The organism is Streptococcus sp. 20925_1_22, assembly GCF_041431685.1.
GTDB lineage: Bacteria > Bacillota > Bacilli > Lactobacillales > Streptococcaceae > Streptococcus.
This window is the reverse complement of sequence record NZ_JAPVYE010000003.1, coordinates 25,809-38,382: the sequence shown is the minus strand read 5'-3', so window position 1 is coordinate 38,382 and position 12,574 is coordinate 25,809. Positions and strand designations below refer to the sequence as shown.

Sequence of the window (12,574 nt, the reverse complement as noted above, 5' to 3'; positions counted from 1 at the left end):
CTAAAACACAGTCGCTTCTTCCAGCGTAAACTTGACATTATCCTCGATCCACTTGCGCCGTGGTTCGACCTTGTCGCCCATGAGGACATTGACACGGCGTTCGGCTCGGGCTAGGTCTTCAATGGTGACACGGATGAGGGTGCGGGTGTCAGGATTCATGGTCGTCTCCCAGAGCTGGTCGGCGTTCATTTCACCGAGCCCCTTGTAGCGCTGAAGCATGGCTCCCTTGCCAAACTTGCGGCGCAGGTCATCCAGCTCGCCATCGGTCCAGGCATACTCAACAACTTCGCTCTTGCCCTTGCCCTTGGACATCTTGTAGAGAGGCGGCAGGGCGATATAGACGCGGCCAGCCTCGACCAGCGGGCGCATATAGCGATAGAAAAAGGTCAGCAGCAAGGTCTGGATATGGGCACCGTCGGTGTCCGCGTCGGTCATGATGATAATCTTGTCATAGTTGGCATCCTCAAGGGTAAAGTCTGACCCAACACCCGCTCCAATCGTGTAGATCATGGTGTTGATTTCTTCGTTCTTGAGAATATCAGCCATCTTAGCCTTGGCGGTATTGATAACCTTCCCACGCAGGGGCAGGATGGCTTGGAACTTACGGTCACGGCCTTGCTTAGCAGAGCCACCGGCAGAGTCTCCCTCGACCAGATAGAGTTCGTTCTTGGCTGGGTTCTTGGACTGAGCTGGAGTCAGCTTACCAGAGAGCAAGCCCTTGTCTTTTTTATTTTTCTTGCCATTCCGGCTTTCGTCACGCGCCTTGCGGGCCGCTTCCCTGGCATCTCTAGCCTTGATGGCCTTGCGGATGAGGTTAGATGCCAGCTCACCATTTTCCAAGAGGAAGAAAGTCAGCTTGTCAGAGACGATGGAGTCCACGGCCGGACGAGCCAAAGGACTGCCTAGCTTGTCCTTGGTCTGGCCTTCAAACTGCAGGTGAGCCTCAGGGACCAGAATGGACAGGACAGCAGCCAGACCCTCGCGGTAGTCTGAGCCTTCCAGATTCTTGTCCTTTTCCTTGAGCAGGCCCGTCTTTCTGGCATAGTCGTTCATAGCCTTTGTGATAGCGGTCTTGAGCCCTGTCTCATGGGTACCGCCGTCCTTGGTGCGGACGTTATTGACAAAAGACAGGATATTATCGGCATAACCGTCGTTGTACTGGAGAGCCACCTGAACTTGAAAGCCGCTCTCCTCGCCCTCGAAATAGAGGACAGGAGTCAAGGTTTCCTTGTCTTCATTGAGATAGCTGACAAAGTCTTCAACCCCATTCTCATAGTGGAACTCTACTTCTTCGCCAGTCCTCGCATCAGTCAGCGACAGACGGACATTCTTAAGCAGGAAGGCAGATTCCTTAAGTCGTTCCGCAATGGTGTTGTACTTGAAGTCTGTCGTTGAAAAAATCGTGTCATCCGGCATGAAGGTCACTTTGGTCCCAGACTTGGACTTAGGTGCAGTGCCGATTTTCTTGAGTGTGGTGACAGGTTTCCCACCATTTTCAAAGCGCTGCTTGTAAACAGTGCCATCGCGTGTGATTTCCACTTCCAGCCAGCTAGACAGGGCATTGACAACAGAGGACCCTACACCGTGGAGACCGCCCGAGGTTTTATAGCCACCTTGACCAAACTTACCGCCGGCGTGGAGAACGGTGAAGATGACTTCAACCGTAGGAATCCCCATAGCGTGCTTGCCGACTGGCATCCCGCGTCCGTGGTCTGCGACCGTCAGACTTCCGTCTTTGTTTATCGTCACATCGATCCGGTCGCCGAAGCCTGACAGGGCCTCATCAACAGCATTGTCCACAATCTCCCAGACCAGATGGTGGAGTCCAGCTCCGTCGGTCGATCCGATATACATCCCTGGACGCTTGCGGACGGCATCCAACCCTTCTAATACCTGAATGGCATCGTCATTATAATTGTTAATATTGATTTCCTTTTTTGCCACAAGAACCTCCTAATGATTCATCTTTTCTATCTTACAAGTTTTTGGCAAATATTGCAAAGATTTTTTTGAAAAAACTGCTGATGAGAGCGGATTTTACACGAAGAACAATCCAATATCCGAGTAGACATTTCCTGCTATAAATTCTATCCTTTTCTATTGTAAGAAAGCGAAATAATGGTATAATAAAATCATGATGAACACGATAATTGGATTAATACTCGCATACTTACTGGGCTCTATTCCGACCGGACTTTGGATTGGGCAAATTTTCTTTAAAAAGAACCTGAGAGAATACGGCAGCGGCAATACCGGAACGACCAATACTTTCCGTATTTTGGGAAAGACGGCGGGGACGGCTACTTTTGCTATCGACTTTCTCAAAGGAACTGCAGCGACCCTGCTGCCTTTCTTTTTGCATATTGAGGGAGTTTCGCCGCTTGTCTTTGGCCTCTTGGCCGTAATCGGTCATACTTTTCCCATCTTTGCTGGCTTTAAGGGCGGCAAGGCCGTGGCAACCAGTGCAGGGGTTGTTCTGGGCTTCTCACCTGCCTTTTTTGTCTATCTGATTGTCATCTTTGCCAGCATCCTCTATCTAGGAAGTATGATTTCTCTGGCAAGTGTGCTCTCAGCAGTCATCGCTATCCTGTCGGCGCTGCTCTTTCCTCTAGCTGGCTTTATACTGCCCAACTATGATCTCTTCTTCACTCTGATTATCATTGCGCTGGCTTTGATTATTATCCTCCGGCACAAGGACAATATCCAACGTATCAAACAGAAAAAAGAAAACTTAATTCCTTGGGGCTTGAATATCACACATCAAAATCCTGAGGCTAAGAAATAAAACGGAAGTGAACAACTTCCGTTTTATTGTGTCTTCTATCTAGTCTTCTTTATGACTTTTCTTAATTCCTGCCAATCCAAAGAATCCTAAAACCATACCAACTAAGCTCAGGGCAACTGCTGATTCGCTGCCTGTCTGTGGCAGTTCTTTAGCTGCAGGTTCCTTAGTGAAGGTCTTGGCAACATGGACAGGTACTTGCTTAGTTTGTTTTGGAGTATTAACCAGTGGCGCTGCCTCTTTTCCAGGATCAGCTGCTTTGGCACCAGCTGGGTAGGAAGCTGCATTGGCCGGATCTGTTCCTTGCTTGATTTCTTCAATATCTTTGTAGCCATCACCATCTGTATCCTTAGTAGATGAAATAGAGATAGCGCGTGAGTTTGGATTGATAACCGCATAGGCTGTCAAATCAGCTTTTGCCAGATAGTCTGCGAAGGCCACATCCATAGATGGTCCTTCCTCGCGAGGGCCACCCAGCATGGTATAGCCATCCCCACCAGCAGCCAAGAAGTCATTGGTCGTCAGATAGTAGGTCTTATTTGGATCAAGAGGCTCATAAACACCCGTTTCTTTGTTCTTAATCTCAATGTGGAGGACACGTTGATTAGCTGGCAGAGTGGTGTCGTAGTAGACTTTAGCTCCAGAGATTTGCAGGTAGCCACCGCTTGGTTCTAGCAAGGGTTGTCCGTTCTCATCCAGCACAGGCTTGCCATCTTTCTCCTGAAGAATAGAGCCCAGAGATTTGGCAAACATATCTGCGATATTTTGACCAGTCACCTTGATTTGAGAAATAGTGTTCCCAAAAGGCAATACGGCGATGACATCTCCCTTGGTGATGGGCTTGTCTTTGGCAATAGTTTCGCGCAGGCCGCCACCGTTAGTAACAGCCAAGTCTGTTTTATTGGCAAAGCCAGTTTGACCATAATCGTAGAGAGCATCGGCTACGACATTACCCAGATTGGTTTCGCGAACGCGGACATTTTCACGGTCGCCATTAAGCTCTACAGGACTGTTTGCTACGATAACCTTGGCATTATCTGCGTCGTACCTAGCTTTAATCTTGCTGACCATGTCTGCTACAACTGGGTCTGGAGTGACTTTTTTAGCTATTTCAGCAGGAATTTGCTGAGGATTTCCCAGAAGTTGATTAGCTTTGAAAGTTACTTTTCCGATATTATGGAGGTAACTACCGGTCTGGTTGTAGGTGACATTATCGCCATAAGTCGTAGACTCTACTGTATGGGAGTGGCCGTCAATAACGGTTACGCGCTTGCCCTTGAGCTTAGGATTTTTAGAAAGAGCTTCAGCCAAGGTTGAACCGCGCCACTCAGTCGGTGTGGTCGTGTCAACGCCCAAGTGAGCTAGAACAACATAGTTTTTGTAGTTCTTTCCTTCTGCCGCTGCGCGTGCTTCGATTTCGTCAATGACGCGATTAACTTCTGTGATTGGATCAGTGAAGGTCACACCTTGGACGTTTTTAGGGTGAGTTTTTGTAGCAGTTTCTGGTGTTGTCACACCGATTACTACAAACTCATCTCCCTCAACCGCTGGGTCCTTGTCAACAATGGTAGAGGCTTGGAAAACCCGAGCATTGTTGGCATAGGTATTGGAACTTAGGAGTGGGAATTTAAGAATTTCCTTGTATTTCTTTGCCTCATCTAGACCAAAGTCAAACTCATGGTTTCCGACTGCCATAGCATCATAGCCTATTTCATTGAGGATTTTCGCTCGTTCTTCCCCTTTTGAGCTATTTGAAATTGGCAGACCCTGGAAGGCATCACCCGCATCCACAACAAGCACTTTAGGATTTTTAGCGCGCTCTTCCTTAATAACAGTAGCCAACTTAGCATCACCGATAACGCCTTTTTCCTCTACGATGCGGCCATGCACATCGTTAGTATGGAGAATCGTAGCCTCTGGCAGATTTTCAGACTGGGCTGGTGCTGCAGCGGCTTCTGTCGCAGCTGGACCAGCTGTATTCTGACTATCTGCTGGCTTTTCTTCTGCTGAAGCTGCTGGAGCAGTTGGTTGCGCTGCAGAAGCTGTCTCAGCAGCTGGCTGATTGGTCAACTCGGCCGCCGCTGGCTCTGGACTAGCAGCTGCCTCTTCTGCAGAGACTTGATGCGACAAAAAAGCAGGTGCCAAAAGCACTGTTGATAGAACAGGTAAGATGAAAAATTTCTTCTTCATATAACGAACACTCCTCTTTAGTATTTTGTTATATTATACCTCTTTTTGGTTTAAAAAGGAACTATATCCTTAATATTTCAACAAACATTCGGTTTTTCAGAAATTTTCTGGAAAGTTTTCTGTGTTAAAAAGACTCTGAAATTCATCAGAGTCTGAACTATATTATCCTTCAAAGACAATTTCCCCATCACAAATAGTAAACTTCACTTGGCCTTTAAGATTTTCACCAACGAAAGGTGAATTGGCAGCCTTGGAGGCAAAGTGATCAGTCACAAGTCTATTCTCTTCTGGGTCAAATATTGTCAAATCGGCAGGACCATCCTGAGCAATGAAGCCAGCATCGAAACCATACAACTGAGCCGGATTAAGAGTCATTTTCTCCAAAAGTTCCATCAAACTCAGATGACCAGCCTCTACCAGATAGGTCAGCCCCAGTGAGAGCGAGGTCTCAAGACCAGTCATACCAGAAGGCGCTTTAGTGATGTCTTCAACATTTTTCTCGTCAGCATGATGGGGAGCATGGTCCGTCGCAATGACAGAAATGACACCAGATTTGAGCCCATTGATAACCGCCAGACGGTCCGATTCTAAGCGAAGAGGCGGATTCATCTTAGCATTGCTGCCTTTGGTCAATAGCAAAGCTTCTGTCTTAGAGAAGTGCTGAGGTGCTGCTTCAGCAGTGACTTGAGCGCCTAGCTTCTGAGCGAATTCCACCACCTTTACACTCTCAGCCTTGGACAAATGCTGGATATGCACATGAGCCTTTGCATCATAAGCAATCATGACATCGCGGGCAATCATGCTGTATTCTGCCACACCTGTCGCACCGCAGATATGAAAATGCTCTTTGGCGATATGTTCGTTGAAACCAAGTATGCCGTTGAGATTAGGATCTTCCTCATGCAAGCTGATAAAGGTGTCATTTTTACGTGCTTCCACGAGCGCCTTGCGGACAATGCCAGCGTTGGTCAGCGGAATACCATCATCAGAAAAACCTACTGCACCAGCTGCCAAAAGACCTTGGAAGTCTGTCAGATGCTGCCCATCAAAATTCTCTGTAATTGTTGCAACCGACTTGATATGGATATTTTCACGACTAGCCGACTCTAGCACTTCTTTCAGAGTTTCAACTGTAGAAATGGTCGGATTGGTATTGGCCATCATAACAACTGTCGTAAAGCCCCCTGCTGCTGCTGCCAAAGCCCCTGTATGAATGTCTTCCTTATGAGTCTGGCCTGGCTCCCGAAAATGAACGTGTATATCCACCAAACCTGGAGCCACCACCAAACCACTGGCATCAATAACTTTTGCTCCTTCTGCCTGCAAATCTTGTCCAATTTTGACAATTTTCTTCCCCTCAACCAAGAGGTCGGAAATTTGGTCAAAACCAGTCTTAGGATCCATAACTCGTCCGTTTTTGATTAATAGCATCATCTTATCTCCTTATTCGTAAAAGTCCACCTGCGTATCCAATAGCTTATCTCCGTCATAAACAAACTTTGCAGAAAAGAAAGGCTTGTCTTCTAAAAGCCACTCAACAAAAGTATGATCGCCTTCCCAGGTTGGTTTAGATAAAACCTGGTCATAGGGCACCCATTCCAAAGTCCCTTCGTTGCATTCAATCAGTTCACCCTCGAACTCAGTCACCTTAAAAACATAGGTGTACCAGTCCAAGTCGGGAGTAAACTCTGGAAAAGTAATAACGCCTTTGAGAACAGGTTTAGCCTTTAGTCCTGTTTCCTCTAGAATCTCGCGTGCAGCGCATTCCTGCGGGGTTTCTCCTCGCTCTAGCTTGCCACCGACACCAATCCACTTCCCAGCATGAACATCATTGGGCTTTTTGTTGCGGTGCAGCATGAGAAACTCCCGGCCATTATCGATATAACAAATCGTTGCTAACTGAACCATACTACCTCCTAAGCTAACCAATCGATAGGATCCAAGCCCTTAGCCACTAAGAAATCATTGGTACGAGAAAAAGGTTTACTACCAAAGAAACCACGGTAAGCAGACAGCGGACTTGGGTGAGCTGACTCGATTATCAAATGTTGCGAATTGCTTATCAAGGCTTTTTTCTTGCGGGCATAGGAACCCCATAGGATAAAGACAACTGGATCAGACTTTTCATTAACTACTTTGATAATAGCATCTGTAAAAGGCTCCCAGATTAAGCCGGCATGCGCATTGGCCTGGCCAGCCGGCACTGTCAGACCAGCATTGAGCAAGAGAACACCCTGCTGAGCCCAGGAAGTCAAATCATGCGACTCCTTCACTCCAATATCATCAGCCAATTCTTTGAGAATATTCTGCAAAGAAGGCGGAGCTGGAATGTCATCAGGTACAGAGAAACTCAAGCCCTGTGCCTGTCTCGGTCCGTGGTAGGGATCCTGCCCTAAAATAACCACCTTAACATCCGCTAAATCTGTCGTCTGAATCGCATTAAATACCTTTTCCCGAGGTGGGTAAATGGTCCCTGAAGCATACACTTCATCTAAAAAATGATTGATTTTTGCAAAATAACCTTCCGGCAGCTGCTCCTTAATCAAAGCATGCCAAGCTGAATGCTGCATATATGTCTCCTCTTATTTTCTACGATAAAAATTCTATTGCTTAATCCACCTAAGTGCTCTTCTGAGTTCTGCTGTACCATTTTCCAGAAAACAAGAACCGTGAGCTAGGATGATTTTTTCTGGTTGCCAAGCCAGCATCTGCTCTAGACATTCTTTGGCTTCTTTTTGATGACCGATAAAGGTCATACGGTAGTCAATAGGCGTCTGACCATCTGGAGCTGCAACTCGAACTAACTTATAAGCCTTGCCACGAAGCTGACTTGGAAAACGCTCTGTTTCAAAATTCTCAATCAAATCTGTCAAAATCAAGGTTTGACTGTCCCTATGAAAAAAGACAACTTCCTCAATATAAGTACTTCCCTTGAAAACCAACTGTTCTATCTGGCCTGCCCAAGCTTCAGGAGCCTCATCCGTCAGCTTTTCATCAAAAGAGACTGGAATTTTCTGCTTGGCCGCTCTCTCCTCAACACCTGGACTAGACCAAGCAATTGCCTCCGGATAACGCTTCTTCCAGTCAGCTATATAGGCATAGTGAATCTTATTAGGTGAAACGAGATGTGCGACTGGTCCCAAAGCATCCAACTGGTCAAACAAGGCTTGATTTGGCTGAATTGGTGAATGACACCAGAGCTGGCCATTTGCTAACTTGATGACAGTCATGCGGGTAGAAAAAGGCAACTTTGTCACCACTGCATCCATCTCAATCAAATCACCGTCAACAATCCAGATATTCTCAGCAATGGACTTCAAGCTATAAAGCGGTTCATAGGTAGGAACAGGTTTTTTCATTTCAAAGAGTCCTTCTTTCTAATCCAAAAGCGAAACTTCCCTAGAGCTTGTGGGTACTGGGCCAATCCTAGGGCAGACAGAACCAAAATCTGTGGCAAAAACTGAATCAGATAACGCGTCTTTCCTCCCTCAAAAATCTGCAGAAAGAGCAGGCCGCCAAAAACAGCTAAGGTTAGAAAATTCAGTTCATCACTGGAGCGGTATTTCCAAAGAGCAAAGACAAGTCCTGCTGCCATGACAATCCAAACCACCTGCTTGGACAGCGAGAAATAGACAAATTCTGACTTGTCAGTATTCAAGAAGAAGTCACGGACAAACTGAGTTAAAGGATTATCTTTCGTATCTTGGTAAAAAGGCGATATATAAGGTGTCTTTTCATTTTCAACACTGCGGTAGAGCCAGCCTAAATCACCTTCTGCTACAGTCAGAGACTGCTTGTGGAAGAGATGATGAGCTAAAGTCAAAGGATTATATTCACTTAAGCGCCGCTTGATTTCCTTGATAACATATTCCTTGGCAAACATGCCATTGTTATAGTCATATTGCTTATCGGGCTCAATATACTGCAAGAGCCCTTCTTTCATATCTTCCTGATTGTGGCCATTAAAGGTCAGACCTAGATTGATAAAGAGCATGGGACCTTTTGCTAGTCCCTCTCCCTTCATAATCGGCACTTCCGTCTGATGCTTGGACCAGTAATGCAGCGGGGCGTAGCTAATCGCAAAACTGCAAGCAAAAACGACTAGTGTCAGAAAGAACTTCTTCCAATTCTTTTTAAAAAAGAGGACTCCGAAGACAGCTATCAGCAAAATCATTACTGTTGGTCTAAAGAAGAAAGCCAGACTAGTCATCAGCCCAAGCAAAATACTGCGCCAAACCAGCTGTCGGCTAGATTCCTCTCCCTTCAGCAATCCCAAAACTAGGAAAATCTGCAAACTGATGAAAGGCAGGGGCGGAATATCGGTATACATTGAAAAGAAATAAGGAGAAAAGCCCAGTAAAAGCACATAAAGACTAAAGACAGCATCTGCAGCCTTTTGGGAAAAATACTTTTGGCAACCCTTATAGAGAATCAAGGCCGTTACGTTAGTATAAACAATATTTAAGGCCTGCATGACCCATAGACCAGATTCTCCAAATACATTAAAGAAAAAACGCTCGTAGAGAAATAGTGAGACATTGTTAGGATTCCGGGTCAGATAGCTGGAAATGGAGCTTTCTTTCAGAGTTTTGAAAGCCCCTGTAAAGACCACAGCTGCGTCACGCCTAATCAAAAGCTCTGCCGAAAAGAGCATAATCAGCTGAAAAATAAAGGCAGCTAACATAATAAGAAGTTTATGCTTCATCAGCCAATGATAAGCTTTTTCTAGCAAATGCCGATAGCGATAGGCCAGATAAGCCAAGCCGGCAAAAGCAATCATAGCTATACTATTCAGCTCTGCAACATGCCAGATGGCAATCAGAAACCAGTGAACAGCTGTAATCAGCAACACTTTCTGTAATATCGAAAAGGATAGATGATAAATCTTAGACATAGCTCTATTATACCAAACACCGAGACTTTAAGCCATTTTTAAAGGCAAGACAAGGACGTTTTACTGAAAAATGACCTGAATAAGAGTCAGATCATTTTATTTCTATTCGGTCTAGGCCTGCCAATTCTCTTGGTCATGCTTAAATTTCTCAAGCAAGGACAAGCCCTCAGGACTGACATACCCTTCTGCTTCAGCTAGAGTGATTAGCTCTGTATAGTTAGAAAGGGTCACCAATTTGACACCTGCTTCATCGAAGTTCTTTTCTGCCTTTGGCAGCTCATAGGTAAAGATAGCCGCTGCTCCAACCACATCCGCACCTTCACGTTTAGCGGCAGCGATAGCATCCAAGACCGAACCTCCAGTCGAGATTAAGTCCTCAATGACAACCATCTTCTGCCCAGGCGCTACGCGACCTTCGATTTGATTGCCTGCTCCGTGATCTTTTGGTTTGCTGCGGATATAGGCAAATGGCAGGTTCATCTTATCAGCGATAATGGCTCCGTGAGGAATACCTGCTGTCGCAGTTCCAGCAATGACTTCTACATCTGGAAATTCCGCCCGAATCTTTTCAACGAAACCATCCTCTATCAAGGTCCGAGTTTCTGGATAAGCCAAGGTCACACGGTTATCCGTATATATAGGTGACTTGATGCCCGACGCCCATGTAAAAGGCTCTTCCGGCTTCAAATACACAGCTTTGATTTTCAATAAATCACGCGCAATCTCTTTTGCTAAAGTCATTTTTTGCTCCTTATAAATTTGAATGTTTATGATGCTATTAATTTTGACAAACGATTTAATTCGAATTCCTTGTTTTTGCTTAGCCTAGCTATTCCACTGCTTCTTGATCTCGTGATAAGCATCCCAAGGATTCTCAGCTTGGATAATTGGACGACCGACTACAATATAATCACTGCCGATTTGATGAGCTTCCTGCGGTGTCATGACCCGTTTTTGGTCGCCGATTTCTGATCCAGCTGGCCGAATACCAGGCGTCACACAGAGAAAGTCATTTGCAGTAGCCGCCTTTATCAGTTCCACTTCTTGAGCTGAGCAAACTACGCCATCCAAACCAGCTTCTTTGGCCTTCCGAGCGTAATTGACAACAGACTCCTGAACCGTAGTCTGGATGTTTTGGCAATCCCGCATATCATCCTCACTGGTCGAGGTCAGCTGAGTTACCGCAACCAACTTAGCCTTATCCCCCAAGACCTTCTTAGCTTCGCTCATCATCTCCACACCACCCGCTGCATGAACTGTCACCATGTCAATACCAAAGGTACCTAGGACAGACATGGCTGAGCGCACCGTATTGGGAATGTCGTGCAGTTTCAAATCCAAGAAAATGCTGTGTCCAAGACCTTTCAGATAATGAACGATTTCTGGACCAATGGCATAGAAGAATTCCATGCCGATTTTGACATAGAGTTTTTCATCTTCCGGAAAATGCTCCAAGAAATCTTTGACATCATCAAAAGATGGAAAGTCGAGGGCGATAATAGGCCGTTCTTCACGCATGAGGGGAAAATCTCCTTTTAAATTATTATCTTCAAAAAAGTCCATTAGGCATTTATATCTCAAAACCAACCTTCGCATTAGGCTCAGAGCCATAGAAAAACCTTGCCCGAGAGCAAGGTTACACGAAAATGTGGCAGTATCTGCCATTCAAACGTATGTACCTTAGTAGCCTCTCTGGACTTCTTTAAAGGTTATATTTAGTTCATTCTATAATTTCACAGCAGAATTGTCAAGTAAAAATGTAACTTTAAAGCAAATTCTCTCGAACTTCTTTTCGTAAAGTTTCAAGACTTTCGATGCCGTATTTATCCATAGCCTTAGGCAGATCTTCAATGATGGTTGGGCAGGCATAAGGATCCGTGAAATTGGCAGTCCCTACCCCAATGGCTGAAGCACCTGCTATAAACATCTCCAGAGCAGCCTCCGCAGAATCAACTCCCCCCATACCAATAATAGGAAGTTTACTTGCTTGCGCCACTTGACGGATTAGCTTGAGCGCTACCGGAAAGACAGCCGGGCCCGACATACCGCCTGTACCATTAGCGATAATAGGCTTGCGCGACTTCAAGTCAAACCGCATACCTACTAAGGTATTAATCATGGTAAAACCAGCAGCACCAGCGTCTTCAACAGCCTTAGCTACCTGAGTGATGTCTGCCACACTCGGAGTCAATTTGACATAGACTGGTACAGCAGAAGCATCTACCGCTGCCTTGGTTGCTTCGTAAGCCAACTCCGGAACTTGACCAATCAACAATCCAGCATTGCCATGGTCTACATTAGGACAGGAGATATTTAGCTCAATAGCCTTGACATTAGAGGCTTGAGAAATTTTTCCAGCCACTGCGGCATATTCTTGATTGGAAAAGCCCGCTACATTAGCGATGATTGGAAGGTAGGGATAATGCTTTTGCAGCCAGGGCAGTTTTTCAGCTAGAACAACCTCAACACCTGGATTTTGCAGGCCAATGGCATTGAGCATACCAGCTGGCGTTTCTGCCACACGCGGAGTTGGATTGCCAAAGCGGGGGTCCAAAGTCGTAGCCTTTATCATGATAGAGCCTAGCAAGTCTAGGTCATAGTATTTGGCATATTCCTGACCGAAGCCAAAACAGCCAGATGCTGGAATAATTGGATTTTTCAGGTCCAAGCCTGGCAAAGAAACTCTTAAACATTGGTCACTCATTCTT

11 protein-coding genes are annotated in these 12,574 nt (G+C 45.8%); 1 reads left to right on the top strand and 10 read right to left on the bottom strand.

Annotated features, from left to right (window positions below; all coding sequences use genetic code 11):
- Positions 1–1,944 (bottom strand): DNA topoisomerase IV subunit B, encoded by a 1,944-nt coding sequence (parE, locus tag O3621_RS04610; RefSeq protein WP_002900288.1) that lies wholly within the window; start codon positions 1,942–1,944, stop codon positions 1–3.
- A gap of 190 nt (positions 1,945–2,134) precedes the next feature.
- Between parE and plsY the strand changes: the two genes are divergently transcribed.
- Positions 2,135–2,785, top strand: coding sequence for a glycerol-3-phosphate 1-O-acyltransferase PlsY (gene plsY, locus O3621_RS04605; RefSeq protein WP_315686257.1), 651 nt, complete (start codon positions 2,135–2,137; stop codon positions 2,783–2,785).
- Positions 2,786–2,824: 39 nt separating this feature from the next.
- Here the strand turns inward: plsY and nt5e are convergent, their stop codons facing one another.
- The 9 genes from nt5e to O3621_RS04560 all read right to left on the bottom strand — a co-directional run bounded on the left by nt5e (position 2,825) and on the right by O3621_RS04560 (position 12,570).
- On the bottom strand, positions 2,825–4,972 hold the full coding sequence (gene nt5e / locus O3621_RS04600) for a cell surface ecto-5'-nucleotidase Nt5e (RefSeq protein WP_371513788.1): 2,148 nt from the start codon (positions 4,970–4,972) through the stop codon (positions 2,825–2,827).
- Between the two features lie 162 nt (positions 4,973–5,134).
- A complete protein-coding gene (locus O3621_RS04595; RefSeq protein ID WP_125331104.1) occupies positions 5,135–6,403 on the bottom strand; it encodes a dihydroorotase in 1,269 nt (422 codons plus the stop codon).
- A gap of 12 nt (positions 6,404–6,415) precedes the next feature.
- Complete coding sequence (locus O3621_RS04590) at positions 6,416–6,880, bottom strand: 8-oxo-dGTP diphosphatase (RefSeq protein ID WP_002900284.1); 465 nt, start codon at positions 6,878–6,880, stop codon at positions 6,416–6,418.
- 8 nt (positions 6,881–6,888) lie between these two features.
- Positions 6,889–7,542 carry a uracil-DNA glycosylase gene (locus O3621_RS04585; protein WP_125331017.1) on the bottom strand — a complete coding sequence of 218 codons (654 nt, stop codon included), beginning with the start codon at positions 7,540–7,542 and terminating at the stop codon, positions 6,889–6,891.
- A 33-nt stretch (positions 7,543–7,575) separates the two neighbouring features.
- Positions 7,576–8,331, bottom strand: coding sequence for a DUF4336 domain-containing protein (locus tag O3621_RS04580; RefSeq protein WP_371513786.1), 756 nt, complete (start codon positions 8,329–8,331; stop codon positions 7,576–7,578).
- Positions 8,328–9,866, bottom strand: a complete 1,539-nt coding sequence (locus O3621_RS04575; protein ID WP_371513784.1) for a glycosyltransferase family 39 protein — start codon at positions 9,864–9,866, stop codon at positions 8,328–8,330. The genes O3621_RS04580 and O3621_RS04575 overlap by 4 nt, the downstream gene beginning before the upstream one ends.
- Before the next feature lie 111 nt (positions 9,867–9,977).
- Positions 9,978–10,607 (bottom strand): orotate phosphoribosyltransferase, encoded by a 630-nt coding sequence (gene pyrE / locus O3621_RS04570; RefSeq protein ID WP_009660524.1) that lies wholly within the window; start codon positions 10,605–10,607, stop codon positions 9,978–9,980.
- An 84-nt stretch (positions 10,608–10,691) separates the two neighbouring features.
- On the bottom strand, positions 10,692–11,384 hold the full coding sequence (gene pyrF, locus O3621_RS04565) for an orotidine-5'-phosphate decarboxylase (RefSeq protein WP_125331012.1): 693 nt from the start codon (positions 11,382–11,384) through the stop codon (positions 10,692–10,694).
- Positions 11,385–11,631: 247 nt separating this feature from the next.
- Positions 11,632–12,570: a dihydroorotate dehydrogenase gene (locus O3621_RS04560; RefSeq protein WP_125331011.1), complete on the bottom strand. Its 939-nt coding sequence runs from the start codon at positions 12,568–12,570 to the stop codon at positions 11,632–11,634.
- Between the last annotated feature and the right edge of the window lie 4 nt (positions 12,571–12,574).